Genomic DNA, 18,183 nt, shown 5'->3' on the forward strand with positions numbered 1-18,183 from the left:
AGCGGGCGGGACGTCAGTCTCTCCCGGCGGAACTCTCCCGATCCTCCGCTTCCAGGATCGCCTGCAGCGCGTCGAGCCGGTTGGACCAGAAGCGTTCGTAGTAGCGGAACCACGCCTGTGCTTCGGCAAGCCGCGCTGCCTCCAGCCGGCAATAGTGGGTGCGGCCGTCCACGCGCCGGCTGACGAGGCCCGCCCCTTCAAGAACCTTCACATGTTTGGAGGCGCCGGCCAGCGACATGTCGAAGGGCTGCGCCAGTTGCGAGACACTTTGCTCACCGCCGGAAAGACGGTGCAGCATGGCCCGCCTGGTCGGGTCCGACAGGGCGTGGAAAACGGCATCGAGATGGGGTGACTGATATTCAACCATATGGTTTAGCTATCAGCCGCAAAGCAGTTAGTCAACCTAATGGTTTACTTTTTAACGCCGGTCAGGTCAGTTCTTTGCGGTGCAGGACACCGGCTCCGCGTCCTCACCCTTCATCAGATCGTAGAGATCGGCATCGTCACCTTTGGTCCACCAGACATAGGGACCGCCGGCATATTTGACACCCGAGGCGGCAAGAACGCTGCTCATCACCACCGGGCTGCCGTCGATCGTGACCACCGCAAGCGAATTGTCTTCAGCATTATAATAAGTCGCGTCGATATCGCCGTCCGGGCACGCATAGGTTACCGCGACGGTCTCCACGCTTTCCGCATCGGGCAGATCGATTTCAAGCGTTGCCGCATGGGTCGGGGAACCGATTGCGAGGAGGGCGATCAGTGACAGAGCGGGGTGGCGCATGGCGGGCTCCTGAAACGGTTTCATACAGAATCATGAGACCGTGACAGCGTGTCGATTTGAAGACAAGGCCGGGCCTGGCGCGCATATGAAGAGCCCCGGAAGCAGCGGGCTTCCGGGGCCGATATTCCTGATACCTGTCCTGCGAATGGATCAGCCCGCAGGCTGCTTGGTCTTGCGCAGATAGGGCAGGATCGTCTCGAACGACCCGAAGCGCTTGACCGCATCCTCGTTGGAAACGGCGGGTGTGATGATAACATCCTCGCCCTGCTGCCAATTGGCGGGCGTCGCCACCTGATGCTTGGCTGTGAGCTGAATGGAATCAATTGCGCGGAGGATTTCCGCAAAATTCCGGCCCGTCGTCATGGGGTAGGTCAGCACAAGCTTAATCTTCTTGTCCGGACCCACGACATAAACCGAGCGCACCGTGGCGTTGTCGGCTGCGGTGCGACCATCGGAGCTTTCGCCTGCATCAGACGGCAGCATGTCGTAAAGCTTGGCGACTTTCAGATCCTTGTCGCCGATCATCGGATAATCGACGGCATGACCCGTGGCCTTCTTGATGTCGTCCTTCCAGCGGACGTGGTCCTCGACGGGATCCACCGAAATGCCGATAATCTTCGTGTTGCGCTTCTTGAACTCGTCCTCGAGCCCAGCCATCGTTCCGAGCTCGGTCGTGCAGACCGGCGTGAAATCCTTCGGATGACTGAAGAGCACGGCCCACCCGTCGCCAATCCAGTCGTGAAAATTGATGGTCCCGTGAGTTGTCTCGGCGCTGAAATCCGGCGCAGTGTCGTTGATGCGAAGGCTCATCGTTCTCTCCTCCTGGGTGAGATGAAACGCGATTGGTGTTCCTGACGCTGCAGGATAGCAACCCGCGCACGCCTAGATGAACCTCATCTAGGCGCTATTTGAGCCATTCGCTTGGAATTAAATTCCGTAAAACCTACGCATGGAGAAAAATCCATCCCGGCCGGCAAGTGATCGGCGAATCCGTTCGCTCAGGCAGCCTTGCGCGTCTGGTAGTCCTTCACCGTGGCGAAACGCACGGCCTTCCAGCGGTCGGCCTCGTAGTTCAGGCCAAACTCGTGCGGTGCCAGGAAAACCGGATCATCGTCGAGATCACGTGCGATGTCGCCGCGATGGCTGGCGATGAAGCGGTCCACTTCACCGGGTTCGTCGGACGAAATCCAGCGGCACACACTGAAACGCGCCATCTCGAAATCCACCGGAAGTGAATATTCAACCTTCAGCCGCTCCTTGAGCACATCAAGCTGCAGTGCTCCCACCACTCCGACTATGGCGGGCGATCCGTCTTCCGGCGTGAAGAGCTGAACCACGCCTTCCTCGGCCATTTGCTGCAAGGCTTCCTTCAGCTTCTTGGCCTTCATGGCATCGCCCAGACGCACGCGGCGCAGGATTTCAGGCGCAAAATTGGGCACGCCCCGGAACAGCAGTTCCTCGCCCTCGGTCAGCGTGTCGCCGATGCGCAGTGTGCCGTGGTTCGGAATGCCCACCACATCGCCGGCGAAGGCCTCGTCGGCGGTGATGCGGCTCTTGGCGAAGAAGAACTGCGGTGCCGACAGGCTGATCGGCTTTCCGGTGCGCACCAGCTTTGCCTTCATCCCGCGCTGCAACTTGCCGGAGCACACGCGCACGAAAGCAATGCGGTCGCGGTGATTGGGGTCCATATTCGCCTGGATCTTGAAAACGAAGGAGGTCATCTTTTCCTCCGTCGCTTCCACCCTGCGCGAATCCGCATCCTGAGCGCGCGGCGCGGGACCGAAAGTGCCCAGCGCTTCGATCAGGTCGCGCACGCCGAAATTGCGCAGCGCCGAGCCGAAATAGACCGGCGTCAGATGCCCCTCGCGGAAAGCCTGCATGTCGAACGGGCGGCAGGCCTCCTTGCCGAGCAGCATTTCCTCGACCAGCATCTCGCGCTCGTGCTCGGGCAAGAGCCCGGCAACCGCATCGGATTCCGGCCCGTTGACGGCGATGGGCTCCACGTCGTCATCCGAGCGGCGCATCGTGTTGTTGGCGAGATTGTAGGTACCGACGAAGCTCTTGCCCCGGCCGATGGGCCAGGTGATGGGTGCGGTGTCCAGCGCCAGCTTCTGCTCGATCTCGTCCAGGATCTCGAACGGGTCACGGCTTTCCCTGTCGAGCTTGTTGACGAAGGTGACGATCGGGATGTCGCGCAGGCGGCACACCTCGAACAGCTTCAGCGTGCGCGGCTCGATGCCCTTGGCCGCGTCGATCACCATGATCGCGCTGTCGACCGCTGTCAGCGTGCGATAGGTGTCGTCGGCGAAGTCTTCGTGGCCCGGCGTGTCGAGCAGGTTGAAAACGTGGTCGCCATATTCGAACGTCATCACCGATGTGACGACGGAGATGCCGCGCTCGCGCTCGATGTTCATCCAGTCCGAACGCGTCTGGACGCGGTTCTTCTTCGCCTTGACCTCACCGGCAAGCTGAATGGCGCCACCGAAAAGAAGCAGTTTCTCGGTCAGCGTGGTCTTACCCGCATCCGGGTGCGAAATGATTGCAAAGGTGCGGCGGCGGGCCACCGCATCGGCGATTTTATCGGTCATCTTGATATGGTTTTCCTGAGGCCGGGCGCTTGTAACAAGCGGCAGGGCGCGTGTCGAACAGAAAGTGGCCGCTTCCTTGCTCACATAATGGTGCAGAGACCCGTCTGGCCGTCACGCCACGGTTGAATTCATCGGCAAAACGCGCCAGACGGAAAGGGTCGTGATCATCGCCCCCGGATTGCAGCGCACAGGATCAAGCCATGTCGAACACCTTTTCCTCCATGCCCGTCATCGGCCCCAATGTCGGCATTGTCCGTTTGCCCCATGGCGAGGGATTGCCGCTGCCCGCCTATGAGAGTGCCGCCGCTGCCGGTATGGACCTGCGCGCGGCCGTGTCGGAAGACCGCCGTATCGTGCTTCTGCCGGGCAAGCGGGTGCTGGTTCCGACCGGCTTCATCCTCGAGCTGCCCGAAGGGTTTGAAGGGCAGGTTCGTCCGCGCTCCGGCCTTGCGCTCAAGCATGGCATCACCTGCCTCAACGCACCCGGCACGATCGACGCCGACTATCGCGGCGAGGTTCAGGTTCTGCTCATCAACCATGGCGAAGACGACTTCGCCATCACGCGCGGCCTCAGGATCGCACAGCTTGTCATTGCTCCGGTGGTTCAGGTCCGGCTGGAAGAGCGCAGCCATGCCGGCGAGACCCTGCGCGGCGCCGGCGGGTTTGGTTCGACCGGGATCGCCTGAAACTCGGTTGCTCTCCACGCGTAACCACACCGCGCCCTATACTTTGGTCTAAGGGACGCCGGTTGATTGCCGGCATCCAGGGGGTTGCACGCAAAATCCTGTCCGATTATCGGCTTTGCGAGGTCAATCATCCCCTTGCCTGTCGCTTTCCGGTTGGCAAAAGGGCGCGGTTGTCTACAGTCAGAGTCAGCGCAGGCGGTGTTGCCTGCGGAGCAGCTATATTGCGGAGGAGACGTAATGTTACATGCAAGCAAGAAGTATCTCGCAGCCGGTGTCGTGGCGTTGTCGCTCGGCCTCGCGCCTGCCAGCGCCATGGCGCAGGACTTCATCAACGTGCTGACCGGCGGCACTTCGGGCGTCTATTACCCGCTCGGCTCACAGCTTTCCAAGATCTATGGCGAAAACATCGACGGTGTGCGCACGCAGGTGCAGTCGACCAAGGCATCGGTCGAGAACCTCAACCTGCTGCAACAGGGCCGTGGCGAGATCGCATTCGCACTTGGTGATTCCGTCAAGTCGGCCTGGGAAGGTGATGCCGAAGCCGGCTTCGACCAGAAGCTCGACAAGCTACGCGCCATTGCCGCGATCTATCCCAACTACATCCAGATCGTCGCTTCGCAGGAATCCGGCATCAAGGAATTTGCCGACCTGAAGGGCAAGGGTCTTTCCGTCGGCGCGCCGAAATCCGGCACCGAGCTCAACGCCCAGCGCATCTTCGGCGCCATGGACATGAGCTATGACGATCTCGGCAAGACCGAGTATCTGCCATTCGGCGAATCCGTCGAGCTGATCAAGAACCGCCAGCTCGATGCGACCCTCCAGTCGGCCGGTCTTGGCGTTGCCTCCATCAAGGACCTCGCGCTTTCGCTTCCGGTGACCATCGTGTCGGTGCCCAACAGCGTGGCGGAAACGCTCGGTGCGCCGTTCATCGCCGCAACCATTCCCGCCGGAACCTATGAGGGGCAGAGCGAGGATGTGCCGACGCTGGCCATCACCAACATTCTCGTCACCCATTCGGATGTCTCCGACGAGGTTGCCTACGAGATGACCAAGCAGCTCTTCGAGAACCTCGACGACATGGTGGCCGCACACGCTGCTGCCAAGGCCATTTCTGCAGAGAATGGCCCCAAGGGCCTGCCGCTGCCGCTGCACCCCGGCGCCGAGCGCTATTACAAAGAAAAAGGCCTGCTCTAATCCAATACGCTGAGGCCCCGTCCATCGACGGGGCCTTCCTGTCACTCTCCTTTGTGGGGGCGTGACAGGAAGGCCCGAGATGTCGAGCCCTCTCGCCTGCAATGCGCGGGAGTGGACAATCGGCAAGGCCCCGACGCGTAGCATGGGAAGCGGAGCGCCCGATGAGCAATACCCAATCCGGTCAGCCGGCGATTCCGGCTGAAGCTGAGATGCATGACCATACACACGGAGAGTTCGGAACCGACGGCATCGGCCGGCTATTGTTCTGGATCGCGGTGGTTTTCTCGCTGTACCAGATTGCCACCGCCGCGCATGTGATAAGCCTGCCGAGCCAGGTGGTGCGCGCTTTCCATGTGGGCTTTCTGACCCTGCTCGTCTTTCCGCTGGTGGCCCAGGCGCGCGACAGCGCTCCGGCCATCAAGGCGCTGGCCTGGGCGCTCGCGCTCGCCGGCGTGGCCGTCGCGCTCTATCAATACATTGAATACAAGCCACTGCTCCTGCGCGCCGGCGACCCATTGCCGCTCGATATCGTGTTCGGCGTCGTCGCGCTCGTCACCGTCTTTGCCGCCGCCTATGTGCTGATGGGCCCAGCCCTGCCGATCATCTCCGGCGCGTTTCTCGCCTATTGCCTGTTCGGCCAATATCTGCCCGCGCCTCTCAACCATCGCGGCTATGATTTCAGCCAGGTCATCGACCACATGGCCTATGGCACGGAAGGCATTTACGGCATCCCGATTTACGTTTCGGCCACCTACATCTTCCTGTTCATCCTGTTCGGCTCCTTCCTCGAACGCGCCGGCATGATCAAGCTCTTCACCGATGTGTCGCTCGGCCTTGTTGGCCATGCGCGCGGCGGTGCGGCCAAGGTGTCGGTCATTTCGTCGGGCCTGATGGGCACGATCTCGGGTTCCGGCGTCGCCAATGTGGTGACCACCGGCCAGTTCACCATTCCGCTGATGAAACGCTTCGGCTATCGCGCGGCCTTCGCCGGCGGCGTGGAATCCACCGCCTCGATGGGCGGGCAGATCATGCCGCCCGTGATGGGCGCGGTGGCGTTCATCATGGCCGAGACGCTGGGCGTGGAGTATTACGAAGTGGTCAAGGCCGCGATTATCCCCGCCGTGCTCTACTTCGCCTCGGCCTTCTGGATGGTGCATCTGGAAGCCGGCAAATACGGTCTGCATGGCCTGCCCCGCTCGGAGCTTCCCTCCGCACGCAGCGCGCTGCGCAAGGGCTGGTATCTCATCCTGCCGCTCGCGGTTCTGGTCTATCTGCTGTTCACGGGATACACGCCGCTCTTCGCCGGCACGATCGGCCTTTCGCTGACAGTGCTTCTTATCCTCGGCGGCTCGGTCGCACTCGGCCTTCCCGGACAGGTGCTGCGGGTGATCTTCTGGGTTGGTCTCGGTCTCGTTGCCGCGAGCTTCTTTCGCTATGGGATCACGGCCATCCTTATTGCCGCTCTTGCACTCATCATCGCCAACCTCTTCGTCGATGGCGGCCGCAGGACGCTGGTGGTCTGCCGGGATTCACTTGCCGAGGGTGCCAAGACCGCGCTTCCCGTCGGCGTGGCCTGCGCCGTGGTCGGCATCATTATCGGCACGATGACGTTGACAGGCGTTGCCAACACGTTTGGTCAGTTCATTGTGTCTGTTGGCGAGACGAGCCTGTTCCTTTCGCTCGTGCTGACCATGATCACCTGCATCGTGCTCGGCATGGGCATCCCAACCATTCCGAACTACATCATCACATCCTCGATCGCCGGCCCGGCGCTTCTGGCGCTTGGCGTCCCGCTGATCGTCAGCCACATGTTCGTCTTTTATTTCGGCATTCTGGCAGACCTGACGCCACCCGTGGCACTCGCCTGCTTCGCAGCCGGTCCCATCGCCAAGGAGAACGGCCTCAAGATTTCCATGGAAGCGATCAAGGTGGCTGCCGCCGGTTTCGTCATTCCCTTCATGGCGGTCTACACGCCGGCGCTGATGCTGCAGGATGGCGGGCCGCTGGCGGAGGCCTGGGGCTATTATCCGGCAGTCGTCTATATCGTCTTCAAGGCGCTGCTGGCCATTGCGCTCTGGGGCGCGGCGGTGATCGGGTTCCTGCGCGCGAAACTGGCAATCTGGGAGCGCATTCTTGCAGCCTCAGCAGCCTTTACGCTGATTGCGGCGCTTCCCATTACCGATGAACTCGGCTTCGCGCTTGCCGCCCTGTTCCTCGGCCAACACTGGTATCGCACGCGCACAGCGCACGCCTCGGAAGAAACAAAGGCCGACGCATGAGCATATGCGTTCTGGCAGGCGGAAAAGCGCTGACCCTCGGGGCAGCGCTTTTCACCCTGTCATGGACGCATTCGGTCGAGAAAATCCGCTGGGAGGAAGACTGGCGGGCAGGTCCCGCCGGGCTCGAACTTGTCGAGGCGAGGGTTCAGGGATCGGGCGCGGGCATGGAGCCGCCGCCTGACGCGCACTTTGAAGATGGCTGGTGGCGCTATCGCCCTTCCCTTCCACCGCAGAGCGAACTTGCCCTTGCGGCTTCGGGCGCAACAGGCTCCGGCTGGCAATTGTGCGCAGCAGATGAATGCTACGAACTGGGCGCGTCAGCCGGAAAGCCGGTAATCGTCAGATATTGTGAGTGATCGCTGCCCTCAGGCAGCCGTGGGAGTACCGCCGCCACGTTTCTGGCAGGCAGGACCGGGGCCACGCATATAGTGACGCTCGGGGCGATAGCGCGGGGCGAAGAAATCGCGAAGAACGGCAACGAGGCGAATAATCAGAGCCATGGGTCATGTCCAACCGGTGGCGGCTCCTCCAAAACCGCCTGTGTGAAGTATCGGGCAAAAAGTACACGCACGAAGTGAACGCTCCGTGAATGCCGGTCGGATTTCGCCAGAATTTGCGCCGCTTTGATGGCGCAAATCGGGTCTTGTTGCGGAAGAGCGCGCAGTGTGGCTGCCGCGCCACAGTTTTATGCAGCGCGGCGGTGCTTCAGCTTTACAGCGCCGCGCGTTTTATAAGACGTGCAAAGGACGCTGTAACACTTTCAAATGATGCATGTTCGTTGTCTTTCAAATGAATTCATTTGAAAGCGACATGCATTAGTTTTCGCCGAGATAGGCGACGATGATGTCGAGCGCGGCCTGAAGGTCGTTGCGGTCGATCATTTCGGTCACGGTGTGGATGTAGCGGGTGCCCACCACGATGCCCACGGCGCGCGCGCCGGCGGCCGCCTGCTGGGCTGCCGCGCCATCCTGCCCGCCACGCGCCAGGATGGTGCGCTGGTAGGGGATCGCCTTCTTTTTGGCGAGCTGCTCGACCTCGCGCACCAGCGCCTGATCGGCGATGAAGGAAGAGTCCTTCACATGAAGACCGAAGCCTTCTCCCTGCTTCGTCACCGCCTCGTGCTCACCGATGCCCGGCGTGTCGCAGGAGAGCGTGGTGTCGATGCCAAGACCGATGTCGGGCTTGACCGCATAGGCGGCCGTGCGCGCGCCGCGCAGCCCCACCTCTTCCTGAGCGGTGAACGCAACATGGATCTCGCACGCATGCTTTTCGCCCGCTTCTTCCAGCGCGCGGATCGCCTCGATGCCGAGCCAGCAGGCGACGCGATTGTCGAGCGCCTTGGAGACGAATTTTTCTCCCATTTCCAGGAACGGTTCGTCCATGACCACGAAGTCGCCAACCTGCACCAGATCGCGCGCTTTCTCTCCAAGCCCCATATCGACGATGAATTCCCCGGGCTCGGGCACCTTCTTGCGCTCTTCCGCGCTTTGAATGTGAATGGGCTTGCCGGCGGGGTTCATCACCCCCTTGTAATCGCCGCTCTCGGTGCAGACGAGCACGCGGCGGGAGAACAGGTTCCGCGGGTCGAAGCCGCCCACCGGATCGAGATGGAGGAAACCCTTCTCTGTCACATGGGTGACGAGAAAGGCAATCTCATCCATGTGGCACAGAAGCATGATTTTGAGCGGGTCGCCCTTGACCTTCCTCCGCGGCTTGCGCACGCACAGGAGCGACCCCATCGGGTCGGTCCGCACTTCGTCGAACAGTCCATCGATCTCTTTTTCGATGAGGGCGCGGACGCGCGTTTCGTGGCCCGGCGCACCCGGCGTTTCGCAGAGCCTGCGCAGCAGTTCGGTGTTCATCATTGTCCCCGGCAGAGCTTTGTTGGAATCATCGGTGAAGCGCGAGCATGGCGCAAAGCAGCGCGGAAAGAAATGGCCACGCCGCCGCTTCAGACTGGCTCACGCGCCGGTCCGGCCTTCGTCTGCCCGCAGCATCCTCTCGAAGGCGGCGCGCCCGGGCGGCGTAAAGCGGATGACGCGGCTGTTCTTTTCCCGTCGTGCCCATTTCAGCGCGATGAACCGGTCGAGCACGCCAGCGCCCAGGCTGCCCGCCAGATGCGAGCGCCGCACGCTCCAGTCAAGGCAGGAGCGGCATACCGGACGGCGCTTCCCGCGCATCGCCTCAATGTCGAGACCGAAATCGCTGAAGAATCCGGCACCTTTGTCCGTGAGGTTCACGTCGTCTCCATCGATGGCGATGAAACCGCGTTCGGCAAAGGCATCGAACATGGCGACGCCTGCCTCGCCCGCCAGATGGTCGTAGCAGATTCTGGCTTCGCGCATGGCCGTATCGCGCGGGCCGGGCAACACCTTTTGCGGCCCCAGCGCCGCCGCCACGCCCATGATGGATTCTAGCATGGCGGCCACCTGATGATCCGCCAGTGCGTAATAGCGGTGGCGGCCCTGCCGCGTCATGCGCAGCAACCCGCCATCTGACAGCCTGGCAAGATGCGCACTGGCTGTGGGCAAAGTGACGCCCGCTTCCATCGCCAGTTCACTGGCCGTGAGCGCCGTGCCTCCCATCAAGGCCGCCAGCATATTGGCGCGCGCCGGGTCGCCGACGAGGCTTGCGATCTGGGCGAGGTCCGTTCCTGCTTTCATAGTTCGATGCTAGCCAAAGTATGCATGTTCGACAAGCGCTATTCTCGGACCATCGAACAGGGAGAGAAGCGATGCGGGCATATGAGAGATCGATCATTCCCCCCGTGGAACAGGCCAGAAACCGCCGAACGTGGATCCTGTCGTGGTTCTACCGGCTCGCGCTTGCTTCGGAGCGATACCGCCAGCGGCGCGACCTCGCCGATCTCACCGACGAGCAACTCCGCGATGTCGGCCTCACCCGCCGTGACGTGGAACGCGAATGCGCAAAGCCCCTCTGGGACGTCTGACACAGAAAACAGGAAAACGCTTCCATGCTCATCGAAGCATGCCAGCAGAAAGGGATCATACCCGTGACCATCACATGCTTCATCCGCTACGAGATCGACCCGTTCAAACGGGATGCCTTTGAAGAGTATTCCCGCAACTGGGGGCAGGCGATCCCACGCGCCGGTGTCGACCTCATCGGCTATTTCGCGCCATATGAGGGGTCGGCGACGACCGCCTATGGCGTCTATGATGTCGACAGTCTCGCAGCCTACGAGGCTTATCGGACACGGCTTGCGGCGAGCCCCGAGGGTCGCGCAAATTACGCGTTTGCAAAGCGTGAGCGCTTTATTCTCAAGGAGGATCGCATGTTCCTGAAACGCGCTTCTGCGCCTCATGCCGAACGGGTGCGGCCATGATCGCTGTCATCTTTGAAGTTCAACCTGCAGAGGGCAGGCGCGATGCCTATCTCGGCATCGCCGCCGACCTGCGCCCGCGGCTCGACGGGATCGACGGATTCATTTCCATCGAACGCTTCCAGAGCCTCAACGACGAAAGCCGGATTCTCTCACTGTCGTTCTGGCGCGACGAGGAAGCGGTCAGGGCCTGGCGCAACACGGAGGAACACAGGCAGGCCCAGCACGCGGGTCGCGGCGGAATATTTGCCTTCTATCGTCTGCGCATCGCCCATGTCCTGCGCGATTATGGCTTGACCGAGCGCGCGGAAGCCCCGGAGGACAGCCGCGCACTGCATGATGGTTGAACAGCGTCAGGCATTGCCGATCAGCATGCCCGTGGCAAACACAAGAGCGCCGCCAAGCACCACCTGGAAGGTGGCGCGGCTCCACGGGGTCTCCATGTAGCGGTTCTGGATCCAGGCGATCGCCCACAGCTCGATGAATACGATGATGAAAGCGATGATGGTCGCCGTCCAGAAATGTGGGATCAGATAGGGGAGCGCGTGGCCGAGGCCGCCGACAGTCGTCATGATGCCCGTGGCAAGGCCGCGCTTGATCGGCGAGCCGCGCCCCGAGATCACACCATCGTCGGAGGCCACTTCCGTGAAACCCATGGAGATGCCGGCGCCGATGGACGCGGCGAGGCCGACAAGGAAGGTCTGCCAAGTGTCGCCCGTAGCAAATGCGGCAGCGAAGATGGGCGCAAGCGTCGAGACCGAGCCGTCCATAAGGCCGGCGAGGCCAGGCTGCACATAGGTGAGAATGAATTGCTTGCGCTCGGTCTGCTCTTCCTCGGCGCGCGCGCCCTCGCCCAGATGTTTTTCTGAAAGCCGGTGTGCCAGAGATTCATGTGTCTTTTCGGCGATGGCCAGATCGCCAAGCAGTTTGCGGATGCCGGCGTCCTCCGTCCGCTTGGCCGCTTCCACGTAGAAGCGATGCGCCTGCTCCTCCATCTGCTCGGCCTGCGCACGCACCTTGTCGAGCCCCAGCGGGCGCACCAGCCAGTCGGGCTTGCGGTCGTAATAGCCGCGCACATGCTCGCGGCGGATCAGGGGAATGCGCTCGCCGAAGCGCTCCCTGTGCGCCTCGATCAGCGCCGCACGGTGTCCGTCCTCTTCCTCCGCCATGTCGTCGAACACGGCCGCCGAATGCGGGTATTCGTCGCGTAGGCCATCGGCATAGGCGCGATAGATGCGCGCGTCATCCTCCTCCGATGAAATCGCGAGTGCGAGAATCTCCTGCTCGTTGAGCGAGGAGAATGCGCGGCGGGATGATCCGAAGAAGCGTGAGAACATGTATGGGGCAATCCATTGTTTAGAATAATTCTAAGATAGAAGCCAGCACGCTCTTCGTCAATGGATTAGAACCATTCTAAAAACCACACGCTTCTCAATCCAGCGTCCGGCGAAACCGCAGCAGCGCAAACCCGGCATAAATCAGGATAAAGAGAACGAGAATACCCGTCTCGAAGGCCACTGCCGGCAGGTCCGCCCCCTTCAGCATGATGGCGCGGATGACGCGCAGGAAATGGGTGAGCGGGAAGGTCTCGCCCAGCCATTGCGCCCAGTCGGGCATGCCGCGAAACGGGAACATAAAGCCGGAGAGCAGGATCGACGGCAGGAAAAAGAAGAAGGTGAGCTGCATGGCCTGCATCTGCGTGCGCGCGACGGTGGAGATCGTGTAGCCGAGCAGAACGAGCGCCAGAACGAAGATCAGCACCGCAGTCAGGAGAAGCCACAGACTACCGATAAAGGGAACGCCGAACAACAGCTTCGCGGCCCCCAGGATCACCGCCACCTGAACCGCACCCACCACCAGATAGGGCAGCACTTTTCCAAGCATGATCTCCAGCGGGCTGGCCGGCATGGCGAGCAGGTTTTCCATCGTCCCACGCTCGCGTTCACGGGTGAGCGCGATGGATGTCATCATCACCATGGTCATCTGCAGGATAACACCCAACAGCCCCGGCACGATGTTGTATTGCGAGATGCCTTCGGGGTTGTAGCGGCGGTGGACGATCACCTCCAGCCGGTCGACCGGAGTTGCCTCCGAAGCCGGCACGCCGCGCTCGCGCAAAAGCGCTTCCGAGGCCACCGTTCCGAGCGTGGAAATCGCCCCGGACGCCACCGACGGATCGGTCGCATCCGCCTCGATCAGGATCTGCGGCCGCTGCCCCCGGTCGACACGGCGCGCGAAATCCGAAGGTATGGTGACGACGAAAACCACCGCGCCGCTCGCCATGAGTTGCTCGGCCTCCGCCGCGCTCTCCACCACATGATCGAAGCGGTAATAATCGGTGTTTTCGAGCGCCGAGACCATCGCCCGGCTGTAGTGATCCTGGCTCAGCGAAACGAGCGCCGCCGGCAGAGCCTTCGGGTCGCTGTTGATCGCGTAGCCGAACAGCACGAGTTGCATGAGCGGAACGCCGAGCATCATGCCGAAGGTGATGCGGTCGCGCCGCATCTGGATGAACTCCTTGATCAGCAGGGCGATGAGCCGACTAAATGAAAAGAAGCCGTTCATTGCATGTTGTCCGTGGAATTGGCCATGAACTGGATGAAGACATCCTCGAGGCTCGTTTCGCCGCGTGATACGCTCACGCCCTCCCGCCCGTCGAGATCCTGCAGCGCCGCCTTGAGCGCTTCTTCATCCGATCCCACCACATGAAGGCTTGCGCCGAAGGGTGCCACCTGCTCCACGCCGGGCCGCTCCCGCAATTCGGCTGCCAGCTTCTCCAGCTTTGGCCCGTCAACGAGATAGGTGACGAGCCCGGCGTCGCGCACCACATCGGCCACGGATCCCGTGGCCAGCATGGTGCCGTAGGAAATGTAGGAGATGCGGTGGCAGCGCTCGGCCTCATCCATGTAGTGGGTGGAAACCAGAACCGTCAGTCCGTCCGCGGCAAGGCGGTGGATCTCGTCCCAGAAATCGCGCCGCGCCTTGGGATCGACACCCGCCGTCGGCTCATCCAGCAGGAGAAGCCTGGGCTGATGCATGATGCAGGCCGCCAGCGCCAGCCGCTGCTTCCAGCCGCCCGAAAGCGTTCCGGCCAACTGGTTGCGGCGCGAAGTGAGGCCAAGATCCTCAAGTGTGCGGTCCACATGCGCGCCCACCGGCTTCAGATCGTAGAGCCTTGCGACGAAAGCCAGGTTCTCTGCAATGGTCAGGTCTTCATAGAAGGAGAAGCGCTGCGTCATGTAGCCGACTTCGCGCTTGATCTTCAGCCCCTCGGTTCGCAGGTTGAAGCCCAGAACCGTGCCATCGCCCTCATCCGGCGTCAAAAGCCCGCACATGATGCGGATCGTTGTCGTCTTGCCGGAACCGTTCGGGCCGAGAAAGCCGACGATCTCCCCCCTGGCCACCTGCATCGTCACATTGTTGACGACCGTCTTGTCGCCGAAGCGCTTTACCAGACCGTGGACATCGATGGTGTTCATGGCGCGTCGGCTTTCAGGCGCACATCCACGATCTGCCCCGGCTGCAGGCTGCGCGCGTCGCCCTCCGGCCGCGCCTCCACCAGATAGACAAGCTTCTGGCGCGTCTCGAGCGAATAGATCACCGGCGGCGTAAACTCCGGATCGGGAGAAATATAGGTGATCCGCGCTGTCAAACCCGCCTCGCAGCCATCGCAGTTCACGGCCAGAAGCGCATCGGGTGCGAGGCTGGAAAACGCCGCCTCCGGTACATAGACCTTGAGCTTCACCCCTCCGTCCGGGAGCAGCGAGACGACCGGTGCCGAGGGTCCCGCCACATCGCCCGCATTACGGATCACATCGTCGATGCGACCGGCGGATGGGGCCGTGATAGCGCGTTCGGAAAGGCGCCAGCGCGCCTGTTCCAGCGCGGCTTCCATCTGGTCGCGGCGCCTGGCTGCGGCCCGAATCGCCTCGGCCCGTGCCGGCAGCCTCGCAACCGCCAGATTGGCCTCGGCCTGGCCGACCCGCGTGTCCGCAAGCTCCTTTGCCGTGCGCGCCTTGTCGAGCTCGGCTTGCGTGGCGATGCCCCGGCGAGAGAGGCCTTCCGTCCGCGAGAGCACGCGGCCCGCTTCCGCCGCCTCCGCCTTCGCGGAAGCCAACGCGGCCTCCAGCACGGCGATCTCTTCTGGCCGCTTCGGCTCCTTGAGGTCGGCAAGCTGGGCTTCCGCTTCCGCCAGTCCCGCTTCGGCCTGCCGCACGGCGATGCGCGCGTCCGTGTCATCCATCACAGCAATCGTTGCGCCAGCCTCCACGATCGCACCGCGCCGCACCGGAACGGCACTCAGTTGCCCCACTTCCGTGGGCGCGAGCAGCACATAGTCGCCTTCGACATAGCCGACTGCGAGTGGCTCAGCCGACCCGCAACCGGAAATCAGCCCGGCGAGAACCGGTATGGCGCAGAGCATGCTCATGATGTTTCCTTTCCACGCGTCCGCGCGGCGAGTATGGCGTCGAGGTTGCCCCCGGCTATGGCCGTGATGGCTGCTGCTTCGCGTGCACCGATTTCGCTCCAGCCCATGCGCCGCTGCACCGCTTCGCTGGCGATGCGGAAATAAACGAGCTGGCCGATCAGCGTGAACACGGTCAGCCGCGTCTCGTCGCTCTCCGCCGGTTCCCCGGTCGCCGCCTCCCAGACCGCGCAGAGGCGCTTGTGAACCGGGGCGAAGATACCTTCATAGATGCGGTCGAGTGCGACCGTGGGGTGGGAGAGCTCCCGCAGCACGAATTTGACGATGAGCCCGGCTTCGGGCCGCGCTGCGATGAAGCCGGTCATCGTGTCGAGAACCTGCATCAAGACAGCGCGAGCCTCGGATGGCGTCAGGGTTGCGCCGTGATCCGGCTTGAGGTCGAGGGCACTGCCGGCAACCCTGCCGATCAATTCTACGATGTAATCGGCACAAGCCGCGCGCAGGCCTTCCTTGCCGCCGAAATGATAGGAGATCGACCCAATGTTCGCACCGGCCGCGCGCGCGATCTCGCGCGTTGTCGTGCCGTCGAACCCTTTCTCGCCGAAGAGCTTCAGCCCCGCCCGGATGAGCGAAAGCCGCGTGTGATCCGCCGATGAAAGCCGCGTTTCGGCATTCTGTGTATTGCCATTGTCATGCATCATGTTCTCGATTTAATCAAACGTTTGAATTAAGTCAAGCCAGTCTCTGTTTGCCTAGAGCCACATCAGGCCGTTTGCCCGACGCGATAAAACCTCTAAGTTCCACCTGCCATGGATTGAAGAATCGCGGACGAGAGCCAATGAGCGAACAACCAAGCACCCTGCTCGACCGGTTCGGCCGCTTTCTGGCAAGGCGGCTGCAAAGCGAATCCTCTGGGTATCAACCCTACACGCCGTCCGACCCCGAAACCCTGCATCGCACCCTGCAGCCCGGCGATATTCTGCTGATCGAAGGCAATCAGCGCATTTCGGCGGCGATCAAATATCTGACCCAGTCCACCTGGAGCCACGCGGCACTTTATGTCGGCGATGCTCTGCCCGAGCCCGAAGACGGCTCGGAACGCCCGCGTCTCGTGGAAGTCATCCTGGGCGATGGCTGCATTGCCGTGCCGCTTTCCAAGTACAAGACCTACAACACGCGCATCTGCCGGGCGAACGGCCTCACACCCGATGACCGGGATTCGATCGTGGCGTTCATGATCGAGAAGCTCGGCTTGCGTTACGATATGCGCAACATATTCGATCTGATGCGCTATTTCCTGCCGACACCGCCCGTTCCCGTACGCTGGCGCCGGCGTATGATCGCCATCGGTTCGGGCGATCCGACGCGCGCGATCTGTTCATCCCTCATTGCCCAGGCGTTTCAAAACGTTGGCTATCCGATCCTGCCCGAAATTACCAAAGCCAAGGGACATGCTTCAGCCGAGTCCTCCTATTCGCGGCAGGAGATTCTCCACATCCGTCATCATAGCCTTTTCACGCCGCGTGATTTTGACCTTTCTCCCTATTTCGCGATCGTCAAACCTACACTCGCCTTCGGCTTCGACTACAAGACACTGAAATGGGGTGAGCCGCAGAGCACTGGCGCTGCTACGGAAGACAGAGGGACGCATTGATGGACATGCATGTAGCGCTATCTCTGCTTTTTGTTGCGTTCACCGCTTATTCGCTCATCTCGCGCAAGCTTGAGGCTTCTGTTCTTTCAGGGCCGATGCTCTTTACCGCGCTGGGATACGGCTTCTACATGGCCGATGCCACGCTCGCCTCCCCGCTAGACAATTCAGTTGTAGAGTTTCTCGCAACGGCAACACTTGCGATCATCCTTTTCCGAGACGCCGCCAACATCCGCATTTCAAGCGTGATGGCAGAACGCGCCACGGCCCTCCTCTCCGCACGCCTTCTCTTCATCGGAATTCCGCTCACCATCCTCGTCGGGACTGCCGCGGGAATGGTTATTTTTCCGGCGCTCGGCATTTTCGGGGCACTGGTACTCGCCATTGTTCTGACCCCCACCGACGCGGCGCTGGCACAGCCGGTCTTTGGGAATGACGGTCTGCCCGAGGTCGAGCGTGAAGCATTGGATGTCGAAAGTGGTCTGAACGACGGCCTCTGCCTGCCTCTCCTCTTGATCACCCTGGCACTTGCAGCCGATACCGGCTCCGGCGAAGGCATGGCCGGTCACGCCACGTTCTTCTTAAAACAGGTGATTTTCGGACCGCTGGTCGGACTCGTCGTCGGCTACGTTGGAGCCGCAGGGGCCAGATTTGCGTTTGCGCATGCGCTCTCAAACCCCGCCGGGCGTACACCCATCATGGTCGGGCTGGCAGGCCTCTCCTATCTCGGAGCGGAGCTGGCCAGCGGAAACGGATTTCTTGCCGCCTTTGCAGCGGGGCTGGCCTTTGGCTGGCGGCTGCCTGCCGAAACGGTGGAGAAGGCGAGCAATTTTGCCATGACCGAGGGATCGATCCTCACCAATCTCACCTTTCTCCTTTTCGGGGTCGCGATGCTTCCGCAAGCTCTGGAAGCACCCGCTTTGTCCGCGTTGCTTTACGCGGTCCTTAGCCTTACCGTTATCCGTATTGCCCCCGTTTTCATCGCCATGATGGGTACGCGAACCAGCATGAGAGCCAGGCTATTCGTTGGCTGGTTCGGCCCGCGCGGCCTTGCCTCGGTCCTTTATCTGATCCTTGTGGTGGACCAGTCCGGCTTCGATGTGGCGCAGGAAATCACCAATATTGCCGTTTTCACGATCCTTTTGTCGGTGATCCTTCACGGAGCGACGGCTCCCTTTGCCCAGAAAACATTCTTCCCCATGCGGTCCTGACGCCGCTCACCACCTGCTCCA

At 61.7% G+C, this 18,183-nt stretch carries 21 protein-coding genes; 9 read left to right on the top strand and 12 right to left on the bottom strand.

What is annotated here, in order from left to right; translation table 11 throughout:
* Nucleotides 1-13: 13 nt before the first annotated feature.
* From H7H48_RS12165 to H7H48_RS12180, 4 genes are all read right to left on the bottom strand, one after another.
* Nucleotides 14-367 carry a helix-turn-helix transcriptional regulator gene (locus H7H48_RS12165; protein ID WP_223005753.1) on the bottom strand — a complete coding sequence of 118 codons (354 nt, stop codon included), beginning with the start codon at nucleotides 365-367 and terminating at the stop codon, nucleotides 14-16.
* A gap of 66 nt (nucleotides 368-433) precedes the next feature.
* Nucleotides 434-784, bottom strand: coding sequence for an MliC family protein (locus H7H48_RS12170; RefSeq protein ID WP_229449348.1), 351 nt, complete (start codon nucleotides 782-784; stop codon nucleotides 434-436).
* Between the two features lie 150 nt (nucleotides 785-934).
* Entirely contained in the window at nucleotides 935-1,594 is a 660-nt protein-coding gene (locus H7H48_RS12175; protein WP_229449349.1) for a peroxiredoxin, read from the bottom strand.
* Nucleotides 1,595-1,782: 188 nt separating this feature from the next.
* Nucleotides 1,783-3,372 (bottom strand): peptide chain release factor 3, encoded by a 1,590-nt coding sequence (locus tag H7H48_RS12180; protein ID WP_229449350.1) that lies wholly within the window; start codon nucleotides 3,370-3,372, stop codon nucleotides 1,783-1,785.
* 200 nt (nucleotides 3,373-3,572) lie between these two features.
* On the opposite strand from H7H48_RS12180, the gene dut reads away from it, so the two are divergent.
* The 4 genes from dut to H7H48_RS12200 all read left to right on the top strand — a co-directional run bounded on the left by dut (nucleotide 3,573) and on the right by H7H48_RS12200 (nucleotide 7,887).
* Complete coding sequence (gene dut / locus H7H48_RS12185; protein WP_229449351.1) at nucleotides 3,573-4,058, top strand: dUTP diphosphatase; 486 nt, start codon at nucleotides 3,573-3,575, stop codon at nucleotides 4,056-4,058.
* A 237-nt stretch (nucleotides 4,059-4,295) separates the two neighbouring features.
* Nucleotides 4,296-5,252, top strand: coding sequence for a TAXI family TRAP transporter solute-binding subunit (locus H7H48_RS12190; protein ID WP_229449352.1), 957 nt, complete (start codon nucleotides 4,296-4,298; stop codon nucleotides 5,250-5,252).
* Nucleotides 5,253-5,413: 161 nt separating this feature from the next.
* Complete coding sequence (locus H7H48_RS12195; protein ID WP_370633370.1) at nucleotides 5,414-7,531, top strand: TRAP transporter permease; 2,118 nt, start codon at nucleotides 5,414-5,416, stop codon at nucleotides 7,529-7,531.
* Nucleotides 7,528-7,887, top strand: a complete 360-nt coding sequence (locus tag H7H48_RS12200) for a DUF1850 domain-containing protein (protein WP_229449353.1) — start codon at nucleotides 7,528-7,530, stop codon at nucleotides 7,885-7,887. The genes H7H48_RS12195 and H7H48_RS12200 overlap by 4 nt, the downstream gene beginning before the upstream one ends.
* Nucleotides 7,888-7,896: 9 nt before the next feature.
* Here the strand turns inward: H7H48_RS12200 and H7H48_RS20100 are convergent, their stop codons facing one another.
* The 3 genes from H7H48_RS20100 to H7H48_RS12210 all read right to left on the bottom strand — a co-directional run bounded on the left by H7H48_RS20100 (nucleotide 7,897) and on the right by H7H48_RS12210 (nucleotide 10,194).
* Nucleotides 7,897-8,031, bottom strand: coding sequence for a hypothetical protein (locus H7H48_RS20100; RefSeq protein WP_255663714.1), 135 nt, complete (start codon nucleotides 8,029-8,031; stop codon nucleotides 7,897-7,899).
* A gap of 315 nt (nucleotides 8,032-8,346) precedes the next feature.
* Nucleotides 8,347-9,393 carry a M42 family metallopeptidase gene (locus tag H7H48_RS12205; protein WP_229449354.1) on the bottom strand — a complete coding sequence of 349 codons (1,047 nt, stop codon included), beginning with the start codon at nucleotides 9,391-9,393 and terminating at the stop codon, nucleotides 8,347-8,349.
* Nucleotides 9,394-9,492: 99 nt separating this feature from the next.
* The gene (locus H7H48_RS12210; RefSeq protein WP_229449355.1) at nucleotides 9,493-10,194 is read right to left on the bottom strand and encodes a helix-turn-helix transcriptional regulator; all 702 of its coding nucleotides are present in this window, start codon (nucleotides 10,192-10,194) and stop codon (nucleotides 9,493-9,495) included.
* 71 nt (nucleotides 10,195-10,265) lie between these two features.
* Between H7H48_RS12210 and H7H48_RS12215 the strand changes: the two genes are divergently transcribed.
* From H7H48_RS12215 to H7H48_RS12225, 3 genes are read left to right on the top strand one after another with little or no spacing between them, the layout of a single operon-like run.
* The gene (locus H7H48_RS12215) at nucleotides 10,266-10,481 is read left to right on the top strand and encodes a DUF1127 domain-containing protein (protein ID WP_229449356.1); all 216 of its coding nucleotides are present in this window, start codon (nucleotides 10,266-10,268) and stop codon (nucleotides 10,479-10,481) included.
* 24 nt (nucleotides 10,482-10,505) lie between these two features.
* Complete coding sequence (locus tag H7H48_RS12220) at nucleotides 10,506-10,877, top strand: NIPSNAP family protein (protein ID WP_229449357.1); 372 nt, start codon at nucleotides 10,506-10,508, stop codon at nucleotides 10,875-10,877.
* Entirely contained in the window at nucleotides 10,874-11,221 is a 348-nt protein-coding gene (locus H7H48_RS12225) for an antibiotic biosynthesis monooxygenase (RefSeq protein WP_229449358.1), read from the top strand. The genes H7H48_RS12220 and H7H48_RS12225 overlap by 4 nt, the downstream gene beginning before the upstream one ends.
* Nucleotides 11,222-11,227: 6 nt before the next feature.
* On the opposite strand, the gene mbfA is transcribed toward H7H48_RS12225, so the two are convergent.
* From mbfA to H7H48_RS12250, 5 genes are all read right to left on the bottom strand, one after another.
* Complete coding sequence (gene mbfA / locus H7H48_RS12230; protein ID WP_229449359.1) at nucleotides 11,228-12,211, bottom strand: iron exporter MbfA; 984 nt, start codon at nucleotides 12,209-12,211, stop codon at nucleotides 11,228-11,230.
* Nucleotides 12,212-12,305: 94 nt separating this feature from the next.
* Complete coding sequence (locus H7H48_RS12235; protein ID WP_229449360.1) at nucleotides 12,306-13,439, bottom strand: ABC transporter permease; 1,134 nt, start codon at nucleotides 13,437-13,439, stop codon at nucleotides 12,306-12,308.
* Nucleotides 13,436-14,353 carry an ABC transporter ATP-binding protein gene (locus tag H7H48_RS12240; protein WP_229449361.1) on the bottom strand — a complete coding sequence of 306 codons (918 nt, stop codon included), beginning with the start codon at nucleotides 14,351-14,353 and terminating at the stop codon, nucleotides 13,436-13,438. Before H7H48_RS12240 ends, H7H48_RS12235 begins: the two co-directional genes overlap by 4 nt.
* Nucleotides 14,350-15,303, bottom strand: coding sequence for an HlyD family secretion protein (locus tag H7H48_RS12245; protein ID WP_229449362.1), 954 nt, complete (start codon nucleotides 15,301-15,303; stop codon nucleotides 14,350-14,352). Before H7H48_RS12245 ends, H7H48_RS12240 begins: the two co-directional genes overlap by 4 nt.
* Nucleotides 15,300-16,001, bottom strand: a complete 702-nt coding sequence (locus H7H48_RS12250) for a CerR family C-terminal domain-containing protein (RefSeq protein ID WP_229449363.1) — start codon at nucleotides 15,999-16,001, stop codon at nucleotides 15,300-15,302. Before H7H48_RS12250 ends, H7H48_RS12245 begins: the two co-directional genes overlap by 4 nt.
* A 137-nt stretch (nucleotides 16,002-16,138) precedes the next feature.
* Here H7H48_RS12250 and H7H48_RS12255 point away from each other — a divergent pair, with 137 nt between their 5' ends.
* Both H7H48_RS12255 and H7H48_RS12260 read left to right on the top strand, forming a co-directional pair.
* Entirely contained in the window at nucleotides 16,139-16,954 is an 816-nt protein-coding gene (locus H7H48_RS12255) for a YiiX/YebB-like N1pC/P60 family cysteine hydrolase (RefSeq protein WP_229449364.1), read from the top strand.
* On the top strand, nucleotides 16,954-18,162 hold the full coding sequence (locus tag H7H48_RS12260; protein ID WP_229449365.1) for a cation:proton antiporter: 1,209 nt from the start codon (nucleotides 16,954-16,956) through the stop codon (nucleotides 18,160-18,162). Before H7H48_RS12255 ends, H7H48_RS12260 begins: the two co-directional genes overlap by 1 nt.
* The last annotated feature ends 21 nt before the right edge of the window (nucleotides 18,163-18,183 follow it).

This window comes from Nitratireductor sp. B36, assembly GCF_020833685.1.
GTDB lineage: Bacteria > Pseudomonadota > Alphaproteobacteria > Rhizobiales > Rhizobiaceae > Nitratireductor.